Raw genomic sequence first — 23,711 nt, 5'->3', positions numbered from 1 at the left:
CGATGAAACTCACTCCTGCGTGCGAATAACCCATTCGAACGCATCCGCTTTGGACCGACTGCCTTCCGCAACGCGTGAACGATTCGGTTCCCCGAGTTCGGCCAGCAACCGTTCCGAGATCGGCACCAGGGCCGCGAGAGTGTCCGGAGTGAACCATTCCGGGCGAGTGCCGAAAAGCAGATCCTCACTGGAAGTATTGCCGGATGCGCCGGGCGCGAACGGGCATCCGCCGAGTCCGCCGAGCGACCCGTCGACCACCCTTGCGCCCGCGGCGATGGCCGCGAGGGAGTTCGCGACACCCATGCCCCAGGTGTCGTGGCCGTGGAAGACAATTCGATGCTCCGGCGTTCCCCAGCGCCCGGATGCGGCTACCGCTGAGATCAGGGACGTCACCTGCGCCGGATGAGCCTGGCCCAGGGTGTCGGCGATGACGATGTCCGCCGCGCCCTCGGCCCGTGCGTCCCGCGCGATCGCCAGCACCCGCTGCGGATCCACCGGCCCGTCGAATGGGCAGGTGAAAGCCGTTGCCAGGCAGAGTTGAATCCGCCCGCCCGCTTCCTGCGCGATCCGCACGGCATCGGGCATGGCGGCCAGGCTGTCCTCGGTGGTGCGGCCGATATTCGCCTTGTTGTGCGCGTCCGAGACCGAGAAGCAGTACTGGAAGTTCCGCACCCCGGCGGCGGCGGCCTTCTCCACATGCCGCGGCGTCGCCACCCACACCCAGCTGCGCGCCAGCTCGTCGGGTGTCAGCTCGGCCACCAGCTCGAGCGTATTGGCCATGGGCGGCACCAGATCCGGTCGCGCCATGGACCCGATCTCGAGTTCCGGCACCCCCAGCGCCAGCAGCTCTCGCACGATCTCGGCCTTGCGTTCGGTCGGCAGCACCTTGCCGGTCAGCTGCAAACCGTCGCGCAGCGTCACATCCCGCAGGATCGCGCCTGTCAGCATTGTCATTCCCGAACCTCCAGAGCCTCGATCTCACTGTCGGACATGCCGAGCAGCCCGGCCAGCACCTCGCGGGTGTGCTCGCCCAGATCCGGGCCGACATTGCGAATGGGCAGCGACTGCCCGCCGATCACCGGGACGATGCCGGTGAACCCGACCTCCTTGAGCTCGGGTTCGCCCACATCCACCAGGAAGGGCTGAATCATATTGCGGGCCTTGTACTGCTCGTCGGCCACGATATCGGCGGCGGTGTAGATGGGGCCGCACGGGATGGCGGCCTCCTCGAGGATCTTCAATGCCTCGTCGCGGGTGTGCACGCGCGTCCATTCGGCGATGGAGGCGTCCAGGCGTTCGCGATTGCGCCAGCGGCCCGCATTGTCTTGCAGCTCAGGGTCGGCGGCCAGATCGGGGCGTTCGATCACCTGCATATAGCGTTGGAAGATGGCATCGCCATTGCCGCCGATAATGATGCTGTAGCCGTCACTGCACGGGTAGGCATTGGACGGGGCGATGCCCTCCATCCGCCCGCCGACCCGCTCGCGATTGATGCCGTACGCGAGGTAGTCGGGGACCAGTGACTCCATGACCGACAGAATCGATTCGTTCAATGCCACGTCGATGATCCGCTGATCCAAGGGAACTCGCCCGTCGGTGCGCTCGCGCTGGAACAATGCCATGACGGTGCCGAAGGCCGCGTAGATCCCCGCGATGGAATCGCCGATCGACACTCCGACCCGCACCGGCGGCCGATCCGGATCTCCCACGAGTTCCCGCAGTCCGCCGACCGCCTCGGCCACCGCCGCGAATCCGGGCCGCTGCGAGCGCGGCCCGGTCTGGCCGTACGCCGAGATCCGCGTGATCACCAGATTGGGATTGGCCTCGCTCAACACCTCGGGCCCGAGCCCCCACTTCTCGAGCATTCCCGGCCGGAAATTCTCCAGCAGCACATCGCACTGCTTGATCAGGTCGAGCACGATCCCGCGCCCCGCCTCGGTGCGCAGATCCAGCGTGATCGACTTCTTGTTCCGGTTCACGGTCCGGTACAGCATCGAGGTGTCCCCGCCGTAGAGTCGCCAATTTCGCAGCTCATCACCGGTTTTCGGCCGCTCCACCTTGATGACTTCCGCACCGAAGTCCCCCAGGATGCGCCCAGCCGTGGGCGCGGCGACGTAGTTGCCCAGTTCCAGTACCCGAACCCCGTCGAGCGGCCGAATCTCCATGACCACAGTCTGACCGACCTCACCGCATGGATGTGCTCGGGTTCGATGTCAGGAGGGCCTCGACCCGGGCGGAGAGGGTGCGGCCCGCGGCGTGCAGGGGTTCCGCCGAGCGGAGCGTTCGGCTCAGGATGAAGGCACCTTCGAGTGCGCCGAGAATCGCGAGGATCAGGTCGCGGGCGTCTGTCGTGGGCAGTCCGCGCTGGGTGAAATAGGTTGTCCCGTCCTCGATCCAGGAGCTGATGACCTCGGCTGCTACTTCGCGCAGGGCGGGTTCGCTGTCGGCGATCTCGCCCGCGACCGTGCCGACCGGGCACATATTGAGCCAGCCGCCCTGCTCGATGGTTTCGGCCGCCGCGGCGAAGGAGGCCGGAATCGCCTCTCGCAGATCGTCGTACGGGTCCATGAGCAGGGGAATCAACTGGATGTACGCCGCCCCGGAAGTTCGCAGGGCTTCGGCCGCGATCTGTGGCTTGCCGCCCGGGAAGTGGTGGTAGAGCGAGCCCATGGGGGCGCGGGCGGCGGTGGTGATCTGTTTGACGGTGATCGCGCTGTAGCCGTGTGTCCGCATGAGTTCCGCGACGGCTGTGACCAGTCGGTCGCGGGTGGTGGTTGACAGATTCTCGGTCACGGTTCCAGACTAGAGCAAACGCGCTAGAGCAAACACTCTACTGGGGAGAGTAATGGCGACAATCGAGATTCCCGCAGGTCGAATCCACTATGTCGAACGGGGTGAGGGGCCGCCGGTGGTGCTTTTGCACGGGCTGTTGATCAATCACACCGTGTGGGACGAGGTCATCGACCTGCTGCCCGAAGGGTTCCGGTACGTGCTGCCGGATCTGCCGCTGGGCGCACATCCCGAGCCGATGAACGACGGCACGGACCTGAGCATGCGCGGGCTGAATCAGGTGATCGTGGACTTTCTCGCGGCCCTGGATCTACACGATGTGACCCTGGTACACAGTGATTGGGGTGGCGGGCTGTTCCTCACCGCCAATGGACTCGATGAGCGGGTCGGCAGGCTGATCGTGCTGCCCTGCGAGGCGTTCGGCAACTTCCCGCCCGGGTTGCCCGGCAGGATGGCCATCCTCGCCTCCGCGCTGCCCGGCGGAATTGTGCTGGCGCTGCGGCAGATGCGGGTTCGCTGGTTGCTGAGTTCGCCGTTGTTGTTCGGGTGGATGGCGAAACGTCCACTATCGCAGGAGCTCGTGCACGGCTGGACCGAGCCGGGATTGCGGGACAAGCGGATTCGGCGAGACGTGCTCGCGTACCTGCGAGCCCCACGCGATAAGCGTGTTCTCATCGCCGATACCGAAGCGCTCGGCGGCTTCTCGGGTGATGCCCTGATTCTGTGGTCGTCGGCGGGCAAGGTCATGCCGCGCGAGCACGGCCGCAGACTGGCCGAGATCCTGCCGAACGGGCGGTTGGTGGAAATCGATGACGCGTACGTGCTGTCGATGCTTGATCGGCCGGTCGAGGTGGCGGCGGCGATGTCGGCGTTCCTGATCGAAGCCACCGCGAAAACACCCCACGCCGAATGAAAGCCGGTGCGACGGTCGAGAGTTGAGGGTCCGTCGCACCGGCTCTCTCTTGACGAGGACACGGTCGGCCGCGGTGCGCGCAAGAGCATCGCCGCCGGTGGGGTCCTCGTCAGGCCGCGCGCGGGGCGACTTCCTCGATGATCGAGTAGTGCTCCGCATTGCCCGAGATGATGGTGCTCTCGTCGCCGTGCACGCCGACCGGAACATCACCGGCGAGGGTGATCCGGGTGAGGCGTCGCGGCTGGCCGTCGTAGTCGTCGATCGCGTAGTGCTGGGTAGCGCGATTGTCCCAGATCGCGACATCGCCGAGCTGCCAATTCCAGCGAGTGGTGTTCTCCAGGCGGGTAACCCGGTTCTGCAGGAGCTGGAACAGGGTCTGCGATTCGGCCTGTGACAGTCCCACGAAGTTCTTCACGAAATGGCCGAGCAGCAGGGCGCGTTCGCCGGTGACCGGGTGCACGCGCACCACCGGATGCTCGGTCTCGTAGTAGGTGGACTGGAATTCCTCGCGGTACGCCTTGATATTGGCGGTCACCGCATCGTTCTCGCCGCGCTCGATCTCGGTGCGGTCGGCGGCGTAGTCATAGGAATTGGTGTGCCGGGCGCGCAGGTTCTCGACCAGGGACTTGAGCGGAATGGGCAGGGATTCATAGGCGGCCACGGTGGAGGCCCAGGTGGTGGAGCCGCCGTACGGGGGCAGGTGCACCGCGCGCAGGATGGACGCCTTCGGGACGCGGTCCACGAAGGTGACATCGGTGTGCCAGCTATTGGCGCGGCCGTACTCCGAATCGATGGGCAGCGTCTTGACGCCCTTGGAGGTGACGGTCGGATGCGGGGTGGTGGGACTGCCCAGCAGCTGCGCGAACTCGTACTGGCCGTCCTCGGTCAGATGCTCCTGGCCGCGGAAGAAGATGACCTTGTGCTCGTGCAGCGCGTCCTGAATGGCCTGCACGGTGATCGAGTCCAGATCGCCGCCGAGGCGGACACCGTCGATGCGCGCGCCGATCTTGCTGCCGAGCTTCACGACGGTGACATGGGAATTGGCGGTTGCGTAATCGGCGGCTGCGTAATCGACGGACATGTAGAGCCTTTCGCCCGAGTGCGGTGGTGTGATGACCAGAACACCACCGCGACCTCGGGTGAAACAGGTTTACGGTCAGCCGGATCGAAAGCCGTTACCCGGCGTGCTCCCGCAGGTACGCCAGGTCATCGGCGACACCCTCGGCCGGGGTTTCCAGCACGATCGGAGCGTCCGTCGCCTTGCACACCTCGACCAGCAGCTGCGGATCGATGGTGCCCTCGGACAGATTGGCATGGCGGTCCGCACCGGAATCGAACTCGTCCCGCGAGGAATTCAGGTGCACCAGATCGATTCGGCCGGTGATGGCCTTGATCCGCTCCACCACCCCGAGTAGCTCCTCACCGCCCGCCCAGGCGTGACAGGTGTCCAGACAGAACCCGGCCCCGAACTCGCCGACCGCATCCCACAGCCGCCCGATATCGTCGAAATGCCGTGCCATGGCGTGGTTTCCGCCCGCGGTGTTCTCGATGAGAATCGGGACGGCGAACCCGCCCTTCTCCTCCTGGCGCTGGAACAGCTTGCGCCAGTTGAGAATCCCCTCGACGATCTCGCCATCCGAGCGCACATGCCCGCCGTGCACCACCAGACCGAACGCGCCCAGCTCGGCCGCCGCCTTGGCCTGTAGCGCCACCGCATTGCGCGAGGGCATGCGCAGCTTATTGTTCAGGCTGGCCACATTGATCTGATACGAGGAATGCACCACCACCTCGATGGGGCTGGCCTTGATCTCCTCGGCGAGTGGATGCGGCTGGGGTTTGTCCCAGCTCTGCGGATCCGTCACGAACATTTGAATCACATCGGCACCGAGCTTCTCACCGAAACCGATGGGATCGCTGTCTCCCCGGACGTGGGCTCCTATGCGCATGGGGCCCAGCGTATCGCCGGTGACCGACAGAAGACCTCGATCACGCGGGTCTGCAAGCGAACCTTCAGTGTTGCGTAAGCGTGATCTGGGGAGATAAGCCGGTAGGAATTGCTGTGCTCGACCCGATCCAGGGGGGTGAATCGACTTGCCGGAGAACGGTACCGGTCGCGGTCGCGACGAAAGAACGGTTGGTCTGCCTGCCTGCTATGGTTTCGGTGATTTTCGGATCGGCCCGAGCACGATCATGCCGATCGTTCGCGGTACGCCGCGCGCTGGTGGGTCCCGGCGTACGACGTGGGAAGTGAGAGCCAATCATGCTGTCCAAAGGTGACGTTTTCGCCGAGTATGTCATCGAGCGGCAGCTCGGCCGGGGTGGCATGGGCTCGGTCTACCTGGCCAAACATCCCCGCCTGCCCCGGATGACGGCGCTCAAACTGCTCAATCGGGAGATGGTCTTCGACAAGGAGATCCGGGCCCGGTTCGAGCGCGAGGCCGACCTGGTCGCCCAGCTCGACCACCACAATATCGTCACCGTCTACGACCGCGGCCTGGAAGACGGGCAGCTGTGGATCTCCATGCAGTACATCGACGGCATCGACGCCGCGAGCGTGGACCCGCAGGCGCTGCCGCCCGAACGCGCCGTGCAGATCATTGCCGAGACCGGGGACGCGCTGGACTTCGCGCACCGCAACGAGGTGCTGCACCGCGATGTGAAACCGGCCAATATCCTGCTGGCCCGCTCCACCGGCGGTAAGGGCGAACGTGTCTACCTCACCGACTTCGGCATTGCCCGGCTGCGCGACGACAGTGGCCACCTCACCCAGACCGGCACCTTCACCGCGACCCTGGCCTATGCCTCGCCGGAACAGTTGACCGGTTCCACCCTGGACGGGCGCTCGGACCAGTACTCGCTGGCCTGCACGCTGTTCTGGCTGCTCACCGGGGCCGGGCCGTTCCAGGCCACCAATCCGGCCGCCGTCATCCAGGGGCACTTGCAGCAGCCGCCGCCGCTGCTGAGCACGGCGCGGCCCGGACTGCCGCAGGCCCTGGATCACGTGGTGGCCAAGGCCATGGCCAAGCGGCCCGAGGATCGCTTCGCCAGCTGTAGCGAATTCGCCGCGGCGGCCAAGCGGGCACTGACCGCGCCGAGTGCCCCGGCCATGCCGCTGGTCGGTCACCGCACCGCGCCGCCGCAGCCCGTCATGCCGTACACCGCGCCGCCGCAGCCGGTATCGCCGTACACCGCCGGACCGAATCCGGTGAATCCGTACACGAACCCGGCGACGCCGTACACGGGCGGGCAGAACCCGGTCGCCGGAACCATGGGCGGGCAGATGGCCCAGCCCACGACCGGCGGGCCGATGCAGACCTCCGGGGGGCGGCATGCCGCGCCGCAGACTCCGGCCACCGCGCAGCAGACGTCGTATCCGAATCCGACCTCGGTCAATACCGCCACGCCGCAACCGCAGCCGGTGACCAACCAATACACCGGGCAGCGGCCGACGAATCAGTACACCGCGCCGACCTACGCCTATGGCAATCAGCAGGGCCAGGTTCCGCCGCGCCCGCCGGGGGCGCCGATGGGTGGGCAGGGCGGGATGCGTCCGCAGATGCCGCCGAAGAAGTCCAATACCGGGCTGATCGTCGGGGCCATTCTCGGCGTGCTGCTGCTGGTCATCGTGGGCGTCATCGTGGCGGTCGCGTCGAGCAGCTCGGACGGCGGCGGTGGCACCGCCAAGGGGACCACGACCACCTCGGCCGCACCGGCCTCCGACAAGACGGTCGACTGGCAGTCCATCAGCAAGGAATTCCCGCGCCTGATCCCGAACTCCAAGGACGGCGGCAGCGGCTACAACAGCGCGAAGTGCTGGCTGGCCTCCACCACCAGCCCGCCCGACAAGGACGACGGCGAACCCGATTTCGGTGACTGGGCGGTGCAGTGGCGCTGCTACGGCGGCGGCAATAATGCCGATCCGTTCTATCGGATCTACGGCTACTCGTCCTCGTCGAAGGTGCAGTCGGTGATCAGCGGACTGACGTCGGACAAGCAGACGCAGGACACCAACGGCGGCAAGACCTACACCAACTACCAGACCACCAGTAACTACGGCCCGCACATGGTCACCGTGTTCACCGGCGACAACAACCGGTCGCAGTACCTGATGTACACCGACGGCGTGGCCGGCAGCATCAGCGATGTGCTCACCTGGTGGCGTTCGGCACCTCTGAACTGAGCTTGTGGCATTGGGTGCGGCAGGCAGGCTAGGGTCCGGTTTCAGGCTGGATCGAAGGAACGGCCTCGGATGAAGGGGTCGGCTTGCTGCGCAGCGGAGAGACGTTCGCGGGCTATCTGATCGAACGCGAACTCGGCCGCGGCGGCATGGGGTCGGTGTACCTGGCCCGCCACCCGCGCCTGCCGCGTCTGCTCGCGCTCAAACTGCTCAATCGGGAGCTGTTCGGCGATGCCGAGGTGCGTGCCCGCTTCGAGCGGGAGGGTGATGTCGTCGCCCGGCTGGACCACCCCAATATCGTTCCCGTCTACGATCGCGGCTTCGACGACGACCGGCTGTGGATCGCCATGCGCTATATCGACGGCGTGGACGCTTCCGCGCTGGACTCGGCGACTCTGCCGCCGCGGCAGGCGATCCGGATTGTCGCCGATACGGCCAAGGGGCTCGACTTCGCGCATCGCAAGGGCGTGCTGCACCGGGATGTGAAGCCCGCCAATATTCTGCTGGAACGGGTCGACGGCGAGGAGCGCGTCTTCCTGGCCGACTTCGGCATTGCCCGGCTGCGTGACGAATCGTCCGCCAAACTCACCCAAACCGGTTCCTTCACAGCGACTCTCGCCTACGCGGCTCCCGAACAGCTCTCCGGGCATCGGCTCGATCACCGGTGTGACCAGTACTCGCTGGCATGCACGCTGTTCCGGCTGCTGACCGGCACCGTGCCCTTCACAGCCGAGCATCCGGTCGCCATCATGCAGGGGCATCTGAACCAGCCGCCGCCACCGGTGAGTTCGCTGCGTGCCGGACTGCCGCCCGCGCTGGACGGGGTGCTGGCTCGGGCGCTCGCCAAACACCCTGGCGCACGGTTCGATTCGTGCACCGAATTCGCCGTGGCTGCCGAACAGGCAATGAACGGGCCCGGCAGTGCGCCGCCGATGGGGTACCCGCCGAATCGCGCTCCGGCCGGATCGCCGCCGCCCGCAGCGCCATTGGGGCGGCAGGGGTATCGGCATGTGGTGCAGCCGCCGGTATCGGGTACGCCGCCAAGACAATTCGCGCCACCCGTCGGTGTGCGGACTCCTCCCGCCGCGCAGGGAAGGCCTGCCACCCGGGTGGGCGGGCCGAATCTGAGTTCGCCCGCGCCGAATCCGAATGTTGCCGTGCCGAACTCGAGTGCGCCCGCGCTGAATCCGAGTGCGCCTGTGCCGAACCTGAGTGTTCCCGCGGCGAACATGGGTGCGCCCGGGGCTACACCGAGTGCGCCCGCGCCGACCGGTCCGCGGACCGCGCCGCCGAAGCCGTACCGTCCGGCCAAGAAGAAGCGGTCGCGGGCGCGGGGATGCCTGCTCGGTCTCGCCCTGCTGATCGCGGTGCCGCTGCTGGCGGGCATCGCGTTGCTCGCCTATCTCGATCGGGCGAGCGGCTCCAACGGGCCCTCGGTGGTCACCACGACCACCGAGGAATACGCGCCCACCTCCACTCCGGAGGAGACGTACGAGCCGTCGGTCTCGGTCGAACCCAACGATGGCGGCGCGTCCGGGACCCCCGAATATCCGAGCTATCCGAGCGCGGGTCCGCAGACCTCGGGCCTGCGGTTCCCCACCTCCTGAGCCCCGACAATTCGGGGCCTGAATCCCAAACTGCAAGGCCAGGGTGTTCACCCTTTGTGTGGACTCTATGAGGGTGCGGCCATCCGGGTGATCCCGGATGGCGCGGGCTGGACATCCTCGACACACTGGACAGCATGACTTCGAACGTCTCGGATTCCGCCACCCTGGACCAGGGCGCGGCCACGGTCGCGGCTCGTGCGACCGATCTTGTGAAGACTTACGGGTCGGGGGATACACAGGTCCGCGCATTGGCCGGGGTGACCGCCGAGTTCGCGAGGGGCGAGTTCACCGCCATCATGGGGCCCTCGGGCTCCGGCAAGTCCACACTCATGCACTGCCTGGCCGGGCTGGACGCGGCCAGCGGGGGCGCGGTGCACATCGGTGATACCGATCTCACCCGCCTCTCCGACAAGCAGATGACCCAGCTGCGGCGCGACCGCATCGGCTTCGTGTTCCAGGCGTTCAATCTGGTGCCCACGCTGACCGCGCTGGAGAACATCACGCTGCCGCTCGATATCGCGGGCCGCAAGGCCGATGAGGAGTGGCTGTCCACCGTCATCAAACGGCTGGGGCTTGGGGACCGGCTCACGCACCGGCCGAGCGAGCTGTCCGGCGGGCAGCAGCAGCGTGTCGCCTGCGCTCGCGCGCTGGCGGGGAAGCCGGAGATCATCTTCGGTGACGAGCCGACCGGCAATCTGGACTCGCACTCCTCCGGTGAGGTGCTGGCCATCCTGCGCGCCGCCGTCGACGAGTTCGGGCAGACCGTGGTGATCGTGACGCACGATCCGCGCGCCGCCTCCTACGCCGACCGGGTGGTGTTCCTCGCCGATGGTCTCATTGTCGACGAATTGCGTTCGCCCACTGCCGATTCCGTGCTCGACAAGATGAAGTCGCTGGAGACGCTCTGATGTCCGGTAGTCCCATGCGCAAGGTCGCCTTGCGCAATCTCGCCGCGCACAAGGTGCGCCTGGCCCTGACCCTGTTGTCGGTGATTCTCGGAACCGCCTTCATCTCCGGGTCTTTCGTCTTCACCGACTCCCTGCAGCACACCTTCGACGGCATCTTCGCCAATCAGGCCAAGGGCGTCGATGTCCGGGTGTCGCCGAAAGAGCGGCAGTCCCTGGGCATTCCGAACGAGACCGTCGCGCAGATCGCGGCCCGGCCCGATGTGCGGGCGGTCGCGCCCAGCGTGAACGGCCCGGTGGTGCTGATCAAGGACGGCAAGGCCGTGCAGACCGGCGGCGCGCCCAGTTTCGGCCAGTCGTATCTGCCGCCGGGCCAGTCGATCGCCGAGCCCGAGAAGTTCATCGCGGGCACGCCGCCGACCAAGGCGGGCGAGATCGCCATCAATAGCGGTGGCGCGAATCGGGCCGGATTGCAGGTCGGCGACCAGTTCAAGGTGCTGGTCCCGTCCAAGGGCAATATCGACGTCACCGTCTCCGGCATCTACGACCTGGCCTCCAATACCGGCGGCTTCATCAATCTGTTCTTCGACGACGCCCAGGCGCGGCAGCTGTTCACCGACGGCCAGCATGTGGCGTTCGTGGATATCGCGGCCAAACCCGGTGTGGCGGCGAATGATCTGCGCGATCAGATCGCGAAGGCGCTGCCCGACTACAAGGTTCAGAACGGCGATCAGGTCCGCGAGGATATGAAGGCCCAGGTCGCCAGCGCGCTCAAGTTCATCAACTACTTCCTGCTCGCCTTCGGCGCGATCGCGCTGATCGTCGGCACCTTCATCATCTACAACACCTTCTCCATGCTGATCGCGCAGCGACTGCGGGAATTGGCGCTGCTGCGCGCGGTCGGCGCGAGTCGCAGGCAGGTGGGTGTGTCGGTGGTGGCCGAGGCGCTCATTATCGGATTCCTCGGCAGCGTCATCGGACTCGCGGCCGGTGTCGGCTTGGCGCTCGGGCTGTCCGCGCTGCTCAATGCGTTCGATCTCGGCCTGCCCACCGGATCCATGTCGCTGCAACCGCGCACCGTGCTGGTGGCGATCGGCGTCGGCGTGACGGTGACCGTGCTCAGCGCCTACGCACCGGCTCGCCGGGCGGCGACCATTCCGCCGGTGGAGGCCATGCGCGCCGAGCTCGGCTCGACCGGGGAATCGCTGCGGCTGCGCACGATTGCCGGTGCGGTGCTGGCTGTCGCGGGTGTGGTGCTGGTGGTGCTCGGGGCGCGCAATGCCGGTGGCAATGCGGCGCTCACTGTCGGAATCGGTGCGCTCGGATTGATTTTCGCGGTCCTGCTCGCCTCCCCGGCGCTGTCGCGGCCGGTGGTGCAGGGGCTCAGTGTGCTGGTGCGGCCCTTCGGCCCGGTCGGGAAGATGGCGCGCAATAATGCCATGCGCAATCCGCGCCGTACCGCCGCCACCGCCTTCGCGCTCACGCTCGGCCTGATGTTGGTGTCGGCCATCGGCATGCTCGGTGCGTCCGCCAAGGCCAGCATTACCGAGGTGGTGGACAAGGGCGTCAAGGCCGACTACATCCTCGGCGGGCCGACCGGCAGCATTATCGGCGTCCCCCTGGCCGCCGGTGAAGCCGCCAAGAATGTTCCCGGAGTCAAGGACGTGGTCCAGTTCCACGGCGTCACCTTCAAGGCCGGTGACGAACAACTGGCCGGTTCCGTGCCCGAAGGCCCGCTCGACAAGGTCCTCAGCTACGACATCAAACAGGGCACCGACCAGCTCGGCGACAACGGCATCATGGTCTCGGAAACCGAAGCCGCCGACCGCAATTGGCATGTCGGTCAAAACGTAGAGATCACCAGCCTCGACAAGAAGAAGTACACGGTCGTCGTCGACGGCATCTACAAGGACACCCAGCTCCTCGGACCCCTGGTCGCCCCCATGGCCCTCTACAACCAGGTAATGCCGGTCAGCTACCGCACCAACTTCATCGTCCTCATGACCGCCCAGCCCGGCGCCGACCTGTCGACCATGCGCACCGACCTGGAAAAGGCCATGGAACCCTACGTGGTCGTCCAGGTCCAAGACCGCGAAGACTTCAAGGGCGCCCAAGGCAAACAGATCAACACCATGCTCGCCATCCTCTACGGCCTACTCGCCCTCGCAGTAGTGATCGCCATCCTAGGCATCGTCAACACCCTCGCCCTCTCGGTAGTCGAACGCCGCCGCGAAATAGGCATGCTCCGAGCAGTAGGTATGCAACGCAACCAGGTCCGCCGAACCATCTACCTCGAATCCATGCTCATAGCAGTCTTCGGCGGCGTAGTAGGCGTAATCCTCGGCCTAGGCCTAGGCGTCGGATTCCTCCGCACCCTCCGCGATCTCGGCCTAGCCACAATCGCAGTCCCCTGGGGCCAAATAGTCCTCATGGTCATAGCCTCCGGCGTAGTAGGCGTCCTGGCCGCCCTCTGGCCCGGAGTCCGAGCAGCCCGCACCCCACCCCTAGCAGCCATCGCCGACCTCTAGTCCCGCCTCGGTAGCCATCAAAAGCCAATGGGCCTCGCCAACTCGGCGAGGCCCATTGGCATATCAGCCGCACACGAATATCCTTACTTCGGGGGCAAAGTAAGGAGACATCATGGACGCGGTCGCTCGTATGACGTCGAAGGGTCAGCTAACGGTGCCCAAAGCGATCCGCGATGCCCTTGACCTGCAAGTTGGCGACAATGTGCTGTTTCGGGTCGAAGGCCAGGTCGTGGTACTGGCCCGGACGCCGGATCTGCTCGAGCTGGCCGGGAGTGTGCCCGTGCCGCCTCAGGTCCGCGGAAAGTCCTGGGAGGAGATTCGCGAGGCCGGGTGGGCGGCGCAGTGGAGAGCTGGTGAGTCGTGACGGTGTTTCTGGATACGAATATCCTGATTCGTCATCTCACTCAGGATCCGCCGGAACTGGGACAGCGAGCCACAGCCTTTCTTGCACAAGCGGATTCGCTGCATCTCCCTGACCTAATCCTGGCCGAGACGATCTACGTATTGCAGAGTGTCTATCAGGTGGCGAGACCACAGGTAGCCGCATTGGCGCGAGTCCTGGTGAGCTCCAGGAATATCGCGACCGATGACCCGGCTCTGCTCATCCGGGCTGTCGACGTTTACGAGCACTACCGACTCTCATTCGCCGACGCCTACTTGGTGGCGCTCGCCGAAGCGGTCCCGAAGTCGGCGATCGCGTCGTTCGACAAGGGCATCGGCAAAGTCGAGACGATCACCCGGATCGAACCAGCGGCGCTGCCTGAGTAGTGGCGGTCAGGAGGACGATGACTCGGTCGGGTCGGGTGAGAGGTAGGTCGGGAAGGGGAGGGAGAGGGTTGTCGTGCTGGAGTTGGTGGGGGGTAGGGACTTTGACTTGTTGTTGTTGACGATTACTGCCACGACGATGATCAGGGTGATCAAGGCTAGGACTATTGCGGTGATGATCCAGCCGACCTTGCTTGAACTCTTTTGTGGCGGACGGTAGGTCAGCGGGGGGACCGACGGGCGGGGCTGGTAGGTCTGTGCGGGGGGCTGATTCGTGTAGGCCGGAGCGGGGGATTGCGGCTGGTGGGGGTAGGCCGGGGTTGAGGGTTGCGGCTGATTCGGGTAGGCCGGGGCGGACGCCTGGGGCTGGTACACCGGGCCGGGGGATTGGATGGGGGTCGAATAGGAGGGGCCGGGCGTTTGGGCCTGGTTGGGGTACGCCGGGTTGGGCTGGTGCTGGGAGGGGTTCGAGTACGTCGGGCCCGGCTGTGGGCGCTGCGGGACCGGGTTGGGGGCGTGCGTCGAGGGCTGGACCAGCGGCTGCGGGCGGGCCGGAGTCGGCTGGCGGGGTGGGACGACGATCGGTTGGGGGTGCGCGGGAGTTGGTGGGCGCGGGGGAGTTCGGGGGGCGGCCAGTGCGCGTTCCACGGCGGCAGCGAATTCTGCGCAGGAGCGGAAGCGGTCTTGGGGGCGTTTGGCCAGGGCTCGGCCTAGGACGCCGTCGAGGGCTCGGGGGAGTTCGGGGCGTTGGGCGCTTATCGGGGGTGGGGGTTGTTGGAGGTGGCCTCGGATTACGGCGGCGGGGCTGGTGCCCTCGAAGGGGACTGCGCCGGTGAGGAGTTGGAAGAGGGTGCAGGCTAGGGAGTATTGGTCGGCGCGGCCGTCGAGGGTTGCGCCGGTGAGTTGTTCGGGGGAGGCGTAGGCGAGGGTGGCGGTTACCGTGCCGGTTTGGGTGAGGTGGCCGGTGTCGTCGCGGAGGCGGGCGATGCCGAAATCGGTGAGGTAGACGCGCTCGCCGGTGCCTGCCCGGCTGGAGGAGCGGGCCAGGAGGATGTTGGCGGGCTTCACGTCGCGGTGCAGGACGCCGCGGCCGTGCGCGTAGTCGAGGGCCTTGGCGGTCTCGGCAATGATCTGCGCGGCGCGCGGGGGCGGCAGGGAACCGGGGTTGACGGCGGAGGCGTTCACGCCGTCGATGTACTGCATGGAGATCCACAGCTGCTCACCCTCGGTGCCGCGGTCGTAGACCGTGACAATATTCGGGTGATCGAGCTGTGCCACCAGATCCGCCTCCCGAATGAATCGGGCGCGGATCTCATTATCGGAGAACATCTCCTGATTGAGCAGCTTCAGCGCCGTGAGCCGCGGCAGCCGCGGATGTTTGGCCAGATACACCGACCCCATACCGCCGCGACCGAGCTCGCGTTCGATGACGTAACCGGCGAACACATCACCAGAGCGCAAAACCGAGCCCCCGTTCACACGAGATAGATCCAGCCCCGCAGCCTACCGAACGGAGGCGTCACGCGGACCGTCCGGCGTTGACGTTGGCCCAGGCTTGCACGTCGCCCCGGTCCAGGGCAACCGCCAGCAGATCCGGAAAACGATCCGGAGTACAGGCGAAGGCCGGGACGCCGAGCGCCGTCAGCGCGGCAGCGTTCTCCCGATCGTAGGCCGGTGCGCCCTCATCGGAGAGGGCAAGCAGCACCACCACCTGCACACCGGCCTCCTTCATCGAGCGAATGCGCCGCAGCATCTCCGCGCGCACACCCCCCTCGTACAGATCGGAGATGAGCACGAACATGGAATCGGCTGGGCGCGTGATCAGCGACTGCGAATAGGCGATGGCGCGATTGATATCGGTGCCGCCGCCCAGCTGCGTGCCGAACAGCACCTCGACCGGATCGGACAGTTTGTCGGTGAGATCCACGACGGCGGTATCGAACACCACCAGCGAGGTCTTCAGCGACCGCATGGTGGCCAGCACCGCGCCGAACACCGACGCATAGACCACGCTCGACGCCATCGAACCGGATTGATCGATGGCCAGCACCACATCTCGGCGCACCGCCTGCGCCTTACGCCCGTAGCCGACCAGCCGTTCGGGCACTACGGTTTTATGCTCGGGCAGATAGTTCGCCAGATTCTTGCGAATAGTCCGATCCCAGTCGATATCCCGCAGCTTCGGCCGCGACACCCGCGCCGCCCGATTCAACGCGCCCCCGACCGCCGCCACCGTCTGCGCGGCGATCCGGCGCTCGATCTCACGCACAACCTTCTCCACCACCATGCGCGCGGTCGCCTTGGTGGTCTCCGGCATCACATGATTGAGGCTCAGCAGCGTCCCCACCAGATGCACATCCGGTTCGACGGCCTCCAAAAGCTCCGGCTCCAACAGCAATTCGGTGAGATTCAGCCGATCCACCGCATCCCGTTGCAGCACTTCCACCACGGTCGACGGAAAGTAGTTCCGGATATCCCCCAGCCACCGCGCCACCGACGGCGCGGAACCCCCGAGTCCCCCCGACCGCCTGCCCCCACTGCGCCCCTGCGCGTCCGCGTCGTACAACGCCCCCAGCGCCCGATCCATGGCAACGTCATCGGCTGCCTTCAGCCCGGCCCCGAGCCCGCCCTCGGCCGCCGCCCCCAAAACCAGCCGCCAGCGCCGCCCCTGCGCCTCGTCCATCTCACTCATGCCATTCCTCCCAAATCCTTCGCGGCGGATCCGTCACGCCCCGTAAATGTCCTTTGTCGCAGCCGGTCTGAGCCCCTCGGCCGTCGTCAGCCCGCACGCCCCGGCGTACACACCCCTTCGGTTTGGCTCGGACCCCGTGCAGGACATCCGCAGGGGGTGTGAGCCAAACACGTGGGGTGTGAACTGCTGGATGTGGGTTGCGTGGGGTGATCATCAGGCCACTCCGAGGATTTCGGCGGCGGCCTGTAGAGCGAGAGCGCCGCGATCGGTGTCGTAGTCGGTGGTGGTGGGTGCCGAAGTCGTTGGTGCGCCGTGGCGTACGGCTTGGGCGATGGCTTGGCGCTCACCCGAATCGAACGCGCCGAAGGTGCGCCGGAGCAGGGGGAGGGTGGCCACGAATTGTGGTTCGTCCAATTCGCGGAGCCAGGTGTCTATGAGGCTCAGCAGGTTTCGATCGTGGACCAGTAGGAGGCCGCGGCCGCCGAGGAAGCCGTCGATCCAGGCGGCCTTGTCGGCGGCGGCGCGGCCCACCGAGAGGGCAGCGGAAAGCCGCCGGGCGGATTCGTTCGAGTCGATGAGTTCGGCATCGCAGAGGAGGCGAACGGCCCGGCCCACCAGACCGCCGTGGATATCGTCGCGGTCGGCCAGGGTGCGCAGGGTGGTGAGCCAGGTGGTGGTGGCCCACTCGTCATTGCGGGCCGAAAGGGCTAGGTGCACAGCGTCGATGAGGCTGCGCAGTTCGGTGGCGGCGTCGGCGTCCAGCCCGGTCACGGCGCTGGGGAGTCCGGCGCAGCTGCGGACCAGGAGGCTGTCGGCCACCCGGGTGAGGGCCGCGGTGTCGGTGCCGCGCACATCGCCGTAGCGGAGGGTGCGCAGCAGACCCGGGATCGCCGCCAGCAGGTGGGTGACGTCGTGATCGAGGGCGGCGACGGATTCCAGGCGCGTGATCAGCCCCTCGGTGGCCCCGCCCAGATCGGCGAGCAGGGCCGATTCCAATGCTGCCGCAACAACTCCCACCGTCGCGTCGGGATTGGTGGCCGTATCGAGGATCTTGGCCTCGGCCGCCGTGCGCAGGGTGGTGCCCCAACGCGCGGCCTCCACCACCGAGATGGCGAGTTCGGGCCGCCACTGCAACTTCCAGGTCTCCCGGAAGGTGCCGGTATTGCGGACCTGGCTGTCGGCCTGTCGGCCCCAGCCCACGCCGAGCAGCCGAAGCCGGTGCAGCAGGCGGGATTTCGCTTGGTCGCGTTCGGTGCGCAGGTCCAGGTCGACCGTGCGTTCCAGGGCTTCCAGCTTCATGCGTAGGGTTTTCAGTTGCGCTCGCAGGTCGGCTTCCAGCGGCACCGTCGGCGTGCCATCCGGGACTGCGCCCAGTGCCTCGCCGACCACCAATTCGGTGCTGACCAGCCGCAGCATGGTTTCATCACCGTCGCACAGCACCGCCCGGGTCGCCTCGGTGACCTCCGACAGCCCGGCCAGTGGACGCTCACGCAGGGTCGCGAGAGTCTCTGCCAGCCGCACGGATTCGATAATGTGCGCGCTCGACACCGGCAGATCATGCGTGCGCAGCGTGCCCGCCACCTTGGTGAGCCAGCGGGCGATCGGCTGCTCGGTCTGAGTGAAGAGATGGTGATACCAGCCGGGCGAGGTGATGCCCGCGCCATAGCCCGACGAACTGGCCAAGCGCGAATGCGTCCACGGCACCCAGGTCAGCGTCGCCTTCCCCTTGGGCAGTCCCTTCACCAGCCGCGCATCCGCCGTAGCGGGCCCGAGCTTCCCCTCCAGCGCGGGCGCGTGCCATGCCCCGCACACCACCGCAAGCCGTTGCGCCCCATCCTTCAATGTCTTTCGCATGACGAGCCGCATGTATGCCTCACGCCGCAGCGTGTGCGCATCGACCACGATCCGCTGCCGCTCGAGCTCAACATCCACCGCCGGGTCCGTGGGCATCGACGGATCGTTGGACGCCGCACCCGAATCACCCTCGGCCGCAGTGGTATCGGCATCCGCACCGTCGGGAGCGGCTGCTTCGCTATCGGTGGCCTCGTCATCAGGATGCTCGGCGTGCTCCCGCAGCGCGGCCATCGCCTCGTTCACAGCGGCGAAAATGTCGGCGTCCGAAGCGGATTCGACAATCGCATCCCACCAGCGTTCGGCATCGTCGTACCCTCCGGCGGCGGCGAGCAGCCCGAGCGGGTCGGTGTTGTCGCCGGGTTCGTTCTCCATGGCCAGGGTGGTGGCGGCGGGCAGATCGCAGAAGGCCACGTGCACAGCGTTTTCCGCCGCGTAGGTCAGCGCCTGCCATTCGGGGGAAAAGAGGGCGAACGGCCACAGGGCGGCCTTGGCGGGCGCGTCGGGATGGTAGCCGAGCAGGGCCACCGGTGGTTCCATGCCGTCGGCGGCGACGAAACCGATGAGCGGATCCGCGTCGGCGGGGCCTTCGATCAGGATCGCGTCGGGACGAAACCGCTCCAGGGCCAGCCGGAGCGATCGCGCGGAACCCGGCCCGTGATGGCGAATTCCGAATACCCGGGTCTCCGGTTGCCCCGAAGCGCTCGGCTCGCCCGCCGGACGGGCGACGGTCGGGGCGCTCATCCATTCACCTCACGGCAGGCACGGTAGAAGTCTGCCCAGTCCGGACGCTGGCGCACAACGGCTTCCAGGTATTCGGTCCACACCACGGAGTCAGCGACCGGATCCTTGATGATCGCGCCGAGTACCGCGCCCGCGATATCGGAGGCGCGCAGCACGCCGTCGCCGAAGTGCGCGGACAGGGCCAGGCCATTGGTGATCACCGAGATGGCCTCGGCGGTGGACAGCGTGCCGGACGGCGACTTCAGCTTGGTTCGGCCGTCCGCGGTCATGCCGGAGCGGAGTTCGCGGAACACCCGGACCACGCGACGCACCTCCTCCGCGGCGGCGGGCACGGCGGGCAATTCCAGTGCGCGCCCGAGCTGTTCGACGCGGCGGGTCACGATCGCGACCTCCTCGTCCTCGCCCGCGGGCAGCGGCAGCACCACGGTATTGAAGCGGCGGCGCAGCGCGGAGGAAAGCTCATTGACGCCGCGGTCGCGATCATTGGCGGTGGCGATCAGATTGAAGCCCTTGGCCGCCTGCACCTCCGTGCCCAGCTCCGGCACCGGCAGCGTCTTCTCCGACAGCACGGTGATCAGCGCGTCCTGCACATCCGAGGGGATGCGGGTGAGCTCTTCGAGGCGGGCGATGGAACCCGCCCGCATGGCGGTCATGATCGGCGAAGCCACCAGCGCGGCCTCGCTCGGACCCTCCGCGAGCAGCCGGGCGTAGTTCCAGCCGTAGCGAATGGCTTCCTCCGCCGTGCCGGAGGTGCCCTGCACCAAAAGCGTGGACTGCCCGGACACGGCGGCCGCGAGATGTTCGGACACCCAGGTTTTCGCGGTGCCGGGCACGCCGATGAGCAGTAGCGCACGGTCGGTGGCGAGGGTGGAAACCGCGACCTCCATGAGCCTGCGCGGGCCGACATACTTCGGGGTGATCACGGTGCCGTCGGCGAGCGTGCCGCCCAGCAGGTAGGTCACGACCGCCCACGGCGACATCCGCCACGACGGCGGGCGCGGTCGATCATCGGCGGCCGCCAGGGCGGTCAGTTCGTGGGCGAAGGCCTGTTCGGCGTGCGGGCGCAGCAGGGCGTCCCGCTCCTCGGTGATGGTCACTGCAACTCCTCGAGCATCGTCTTGCGTTGAATAAGGTCATGGGCGAGCTGGTCGAAGTCCTGCTCCCAGTAGGGATCCGCGCATTTGCGGGCGATCGTGCTGACCATCGGGGCGATGGTCACGGGGAAGTGCGCGGAGGCCGCGCGGAACAGCGACCGGTAGGAGCCGGGCAGCAGGCTCGGCGCGCCCGGCCGATTGGCGCAGAGCTCCGCGCGCTCCAGCAGTAGGCGCAGCACATGCTCGGCCACCGGTCCCGGCCAGGGATTGGGCATGGCGCGCAGCAGCGGTTCGAGCTCGGCGAGCCAACTGGAATCCAGTGAGCGCAAATGCTTCACCTGGTCATCCAGGGGTTGCAGGGCGAACAGTTCGCGCAGCTTCTCGCTATCGGACTCTCCGGCCTCGGCCGCGGCATAGGCACCGAACAGCGCCCGCGCCCAGGCCGAATCCCCCTGTGCCAGTGCCGCATCCGACCAGCCCGCGAACATGGGTCCGCGGACTCCCTCGGTCATGGACACGCGCACCGCCTGTTCCGGCGACCCGAGCACCCGCTCCCAATGCTTCAGCGGTGTCGCGGCGACCACCCGGTGCAGCCATTCGGCCGCCAGGTCGGGTGCGCCATCGGCCCGGTAGGCGGTGTATCCGTAGGAATCACCGACCCCATCGCGGCGGGCGGCATCGTCGAGCACGCCCGGCCCGGTGGTGGTGAGCTGCGGACGCGTCAGAGCCCGGCCGAAGGCGATCCAGGCGCTGGCCCGTTCCGCCATGCGTTGCGCGAAGGCCGAATCCGGCAGTCGGCCGAGCAGATCCGCCGCCAACCGGCGCACTTCGGCCCGCCGATCGTCCAGCGCCGTTTCGAGCAGGGCCTCATCCGCGCTGGAAAGCCCATTGCCCAGCAATGCCAGCAGTTCGCCCTTGCCCGGCCCGGACTCCTTGCCCCAGGATCCGGACAGTGCCGCCAGTGCGGCCTGCGGATCGCGACTTCGCAACTGCGCCAGCCACATCCGCCGCTCGGCGGCCCGGCCGTGCGTCCACACGCTGTCGTCCTTCGCGGTGGTTCGCACCAGCGACCGCCAGCCGGGATGCTGCGTGGCCAGCCACCGGCCTCGCGCCCCGGCCAGCCGCAGCAGCGATTCTCGGTATGGCGCAAGCGATTTCGCCCGTTCCAGTAGTGCGCTGCACAAGGCATCCGGAGCCCGGAAATCCAGTGGCCCCACCGCCGCGAACCATTCTTCGAGGAAGGGGGAATTGTCCGCCAGCAGGCCCGCCAGTCGCGCGGCGGCCGCCTGCGGCAAGAGCGGTCGCGCATCGTCCTCGGCCACCGCCGTCCGCTCCTCCAGCGTGGTGGCAACTGCCCCGCCCCGCATGAAACAGCTCTGTAGTGCAACGGATTCGAGCAGCGTGGCCGCCGGATCCCCGGTCAACTGCTGGGCGAGTTTGTCGACCGGCCCGGCCAGCCCGACTCGTTCCGCCTGCTGCCGTGCCGTCCCGACCAGTGCCGCCGACACGAATTCGGCGCTCCCCGGTCCGGTATCACCCGTCCCGCTCAGCACGGATGCCGGATCGGACTCTGCCGCAGCGACATCCACCATCATCCCGTCGGCGAACGCGGCCACCGGCACCAGTCCGTCCACGGTCCATTCACCGATGAGAGTCACCGGATATCCACCCGACAGTCCCAACAGCCGCCAGGGCTCGCCCTCGGCCACCGAAACCGGCAGGGCATCCCCCTCCGATTCCACTACATGCCAGCCGTTTTCGCCGCGCACCGGCGTCACCTCGGCCAGCAGGATCGGCCAAGCCCGCAAGAACGGATCAGCCCCGAGTGCCTGCGCGTGGTCATGCAACCCGGCCGCGATGCTGCCCGCCCGAAGAGATTCCGCGCCACCGGTCAGCGGGAGCGTGGTGAAGGGTTCCGGGGTGCCGTGGCGTTCGCCCCAGATCGCGCGAAGAGGTGTGGCGCTCGGGTAGAAGTGCAGGTCGGCATCCACGAGGAGACCGGGGGCGGGGGTGTCCGGCGGGAAGGAGGGGCTATTGCGGCTGTGGTCGAGGAGCAGTGCCCAGCGGCCGGTTTCGCGGCCGCGCAGCCAGACCCGGCGGGTGTAGATGCCGTCCTGGACCGAGGTGCTCATGCCGAGGACCTGCCAGCGGTCCCGGACGGGAGTCTCGGCGCGGACGGATTCGGCGGTGGTGGTGTAGCCGATATGGGTACGCACCGAGGAACGCAGGGCGGGGGAGAGCTCATCGAGACGACGGTGCGCGGCGGCCAGCAGATGCAGCCGGGCGTATTCGCGGAGCAGTAGCTGCGGCCATTCGGAGCCCGTTGCCAGGCGCGGCAATTGGCGCAGCGCGGCGGCCACCCCGGGGGCCTTGGCGTCGACCATGCGGGCGGCAACCGACTCGAAGGCGCTCATCGACCGGTCGGCCTGTGCGAGCCCGGTACGAACCTGGTCGGTGAGCCAGGTATCCAGATCGGCGAGGCCCGCGCCGACAAGGGCGCGGCGCTTATCGGCGGTGGCGCTCGAAGTACGCGATGAGGTCGCCGCGGGCGCGGCCTTCTTCGCGGCCCGGGCCGAGCGTCCGCCCAGCCAATCAGCGGCGAAATCGGCGACCGCATCGGCGTTCGGAATATCCCCATCAGCCCAGGCCAGCAACAGTGACAGCGTGTGCTTGCACGGAAACTTGCGACTCGGGCAGGTGCACTTATACGCGGGCCCCGACACGTCGACAATGGCCTGATACGGACGGCTCCCGCTGCCCTGGCACAGTCCCCACACCGCGGTGTCGTGTTGTCCGGTGCCACTCCACTTCCCGCGCAGCTTGCGAGCGGCGGACAGGGATGCGGCATCGGGTGCCATCGCGGCGACTTGATCGGCGGTCCAAGCGGTGGTCATCGTCCCCCTTCCTCAGTTGACCGGATCATTGTTTCGCTCCCGAGTAGGTTCGGTGGGATGGGAGCGAATTCACTTGGCGCTCAAAACATCTGAGCCAGTGAAGGGTGTTCGATCGCGGCCTGTTTCGGTTGATTCGGAGCCTATCGGCAGGGTCCGACACGTTCACCGCATACCTATGTGAAACAAGGCCGCTCGGTCTGAAAATGGCTGTATGGAACCGATTTCGGCAATCAGGCGGCATACACGGAGTTACCCTTGAGCTAGTCGAAGCCCGGGTATCTTGCGATCGAAGGAGCTGGCCGTGAATCCCTGGACCGCCTTGAGCATCATGAGCTTGGGCTCAGCCATCGCCTCCAACACCCTCGGCCTGGCGAGCAATGTGCTCAGCCTGTTCGGGCTGTTCATGTGACGTTCCGCGCCCGCGGGTAGGGTGCGCTCATGCCCCGCGTCGCGATCGAATACTGCACGCAGTGCCGCTGGCTGCTTCGTGCGAGCTGGATGGCTCAGGAGTTGCTGACCACCTTCGCCACCGATCTTTCGGAGGTGGCGCTCGTTCCCGGCGAGGGCGGTGTCTTCCGCATATCGGTCGATGCCGAACAGATCTGGGACCGCAAGAACGATGGCGGGTTTCCGGATATCGCGATTCTCAAGCAGCGGGTGCGCGACCGTGTCGCCCCGGATCGCTCACTCGGCCATACGGATAAGAAGGACGCCGAGGGCAATCAGGCCACCGCCGTCCCGTCCGACTGAA

The 23,711-nt window shown here is 67.0% G+C and carries 18 protein-coding genes; 8 read left to right on the top strand and 10 right to left on the bottom strand.

The window, feature by feature from the left end; genetic code table 11:
- Positions 1-9: 9 nt before the first annotated feature.
- The 3 genes from AB0N05_RS00250 to AB0N05_RS00240 are packed head-to-tail and all read right to left on the bottom strand — an operon-like array spanning position 10 to position 2,793.
- Positions 10-948 (bottom strand): hydroxymethylglutaryl-CoA lyase, encoded by a 939-nt coding sequence (locus AB0N05_RS00250; protein ID WP_364687384.1) that lies wholly within the window; start codon positions 946-948, stop codon positions 10-12.
- 2 nt (positions 949-950) lie between these two features.
- Positions 951-2,165: a CaiB/BaiF CoA-transferase family protein gene (locus AB0N05_RS00245; protein WP_364685324.1), complete on the bottom strand. Its 1,215-nt coding sequence runs from the start codon at positions 2,163-2,165 to the stop codon at positions 951-953.
- Between the two features lie 19 nt (positions 2,166-2,184).
- Positions 2,185-2,793, bottom strand: coding sequence for a TetR/AcrR family transcriptional regulator (locus AB0N05_RS00240; RefSeq protein WP_364685321.1), 609 nt, complete (start codon positions 2,791-2,793; stop codon positions 2,185-2,187).
- A 52-nt stretch (positions 2,794-2,845) separates the two neighbouring features.
- Here AB0N05_RS00240 and AB0N05_RS00235 point away from each other — a divergent pair, with 52 nt between their 5' ends.
- Positions 2,846-3,703, top strand: coding sequence for an alpha/beta hydrolase (locus tag AB0N05_RS00235; RefSeq protein ID WP_364685318.1), 858 nt, complete (start codon positions 2,846-2,848; stop codon positions 3,701-3,703).
- 109 nt (positions 3,704-3,812) lie between these two features.
- Here the strand turns inward: AB0N05_RS00235 and AB0N05_RS00230 are convergent, their stop codons facing one another.
- On the bottom strand, positions 3,813-4,784 hold the full coding sequence (locus tag AB0N05_RS00230) for a TauD/TfdA family dioxygenase (protein WP_364685315.1): 972 nt from the start codon (positions 4,782-4,784) through the stop codon (positions 3,813-3,815).
- 94 nt (positions 4,785-4,878) lie between these two features.
- Positions 4,879-5,649, bottom strand: a complete 771-nt coding sequence (locus AB0N05_RS00225) for a deoxyribonuclease IV (protein ID WP_364685312.1) — start codon at positions 5,647-5,649, stop codon at positions 4,879-4,881.
- Positions 5,650-5,963: 314 nt separating this feature from the next.
- Here AB0N05_RS00225 and AB0N05_RS00220 point away from each other — a divergent pair, with 314 nt between their 5' ends.
- The 6 genes from AB0N05_RS00220 to AB0N05_RS00195 all read left to right on the top strand — a co-directional run bounded on the left by AB0N05_RS00220 (position 5,964) and on the right by AB0N05_RS00195 (position 13,688).
- Positions 5,964-7,883: a protein kinase gene (locus tag AB0N05_RS00220; protein WP_364685310.1), complete on the top strand. Its 1,920-nt coding sequence runs from the start codon at positions 5,964-5,966 to the stop codon at positions 7,881-7,883.
- A gap of 83 nt (positions 7,884-7,966) precedes the next feature.
- Positions 7,967-9,487: a protein kinase gene (locus AB0N05_RS00215; RefSeq protein WP_364685307.1), complete on the top strand. Its 1,521-nt coding sequence runs from the start codon at positions 7,967-7,969 to the stop codon at positions 9,485-9,487.
- A 134-nt stretch (positions 9,488-9,621) separates the two neighbouring features.
- On the top strand, positions 9,622-10,395 hold the full coding sequence (locus tag AB0N05_RS00210; protein ID WP_364685304.1) for an ABC transporter ATP-binding protein: 774 nt from the start codon (positions 9,622-9,624) through the stop codon (positions 10,393-10,395).
- Entirely contained in the window at positions 10,395-12,920 is a 2,526-nt protein-coding gene (locus AB0N05_RS00205) for an FtsX-like permease family protein (RefSeq protein WP_364685302.1), read from the top strand. Before AB0N05_RS00210 ends, AB0N05_RS00205 begins: the two co-directional genes overlap by 1 nt.
- A 112-nt stretch (positions 12,921-13,032) precedes the next feature.
- Entirely contained in the window at positions 13,033-13,284 is a 252-nt protein-coding gene (locus tag AB0N05_RS00200) for an AbrB/MazE/SpoVT family DNA-binding domain-containing protein (RefSeq protein WP_364685299.1), read from the top strand.
- Positions 13,281-13,688 carry a PIN domain-containing protein gene (locus AB0N05_RS00195; RefSeq protein ID WP_364685296.1) on the top strand — a complete coding sequence of 136 codons (408 nt, stop codon included), beginning with the start codon at positions 13,281-13,283 and terminating at the stop codon, positions 13,686-13,688. The genes AB0N05_RS00200 and AB0N05_RS00195 overlap by 4 nt, the downstream gene beginning before the upstream one ends.
- A 6-nt stretch (positions 13,689-13,694) precedes the next feature.
- On the opposite strand, the gene AB0N05_RS00190 is transcribed toward AB0N05_RS00195, so the two are convergent.
- From AB0N05_RS00190 to AB0N05_RS00170, 5 genes are all read right to left on the bottom strand, one after another.
- Positions 13,695-15,146, bottom strand: a complete 1,452-nt coding sequence (locus AB0N05_RS00190) for a protein kinase (RefSeq protein ID WP_364685293.1) — start codon at positions 15,144-15,146, stop codon at positions 13,695-13,697.
- Between the two features lie 58 nt (positions 15,147-15,204).
- Positions 15,205-16,377, bottom strand: a complete 1,173-nt coding sequence (locus AB0N05_RS00185) for a VWA domain-containing protein (protein ID WP_364685290.1) — start codon at positions 16,375-16,377, stop codon at positions 15,205-15,207.
- A 213-nt stretch (positions 16,378-16,590) separates the two neighbouring features.
- Entirely contained in the window at positions 16,591-18,972 is a 2,382-nt protein-coding gene (locus AB0N05_RS00180) for a DUF5682 family protein (protein WP_364685287.1), read from the bottom strand.
- Positions 18,969-20,069, bottom strand: coding sequence for an AAA family ATPase (locus AB0N05_RS00175; protein WP_364685284.1), 1,101 nt, complete (start codon positions 20,067-20,069; stop codon positions 18,969-18,971). The genes AB0N05_RS00180 and AB0N05_RS00175 overlap by 4 nt, the downstream gene beginning before the upstream one ends.
- Complete coding sequence (locus AB0N05_RS00170; RefSeq protein WP_364685281.1) at positions 20,066-22,960, bottom strand: DUF5691 domain-containing protein; 2,895 nt, start codon at positions 22,958-22,960, stop codon at positions 20,066-20,068. Before AB0N05_RS00170 ends, AB0N05_RS00175 begins: the two co-directional genes overlap by 4 nt.
- Positions 22,961-23,398: 438 nt before the next feature.
- Between AB0N05_RS00170 and AB0N05_RS00165 the strand changes: the two genes are divergently transcribed.
- Positions 23,399-23,710, top strand: a complete 312-nt coding sequence (locus AB0N05_RS00165) for a SelT/SelW/SelH family protein (protein WP_364685278.1) — start codon at positions 23,399-23,401, stop codon at positions 23,708-23,710.
- The last annotated feature ends 1 nt before the right edge of the window (position 23,711 follow it).

Origin of the sequence: Nocardia sp. NPDC051030 (genome assembly GCF_040683015.1) — a bacterium.
Lineage (GTDB): Bacteria > Actinomycetota > Actinomycetes > Mycobacteriales > Mycobacteriaceae > Nocardia.
This window is presented reverse-complemented; position numbering and strand designations above follow the sequence as displayed.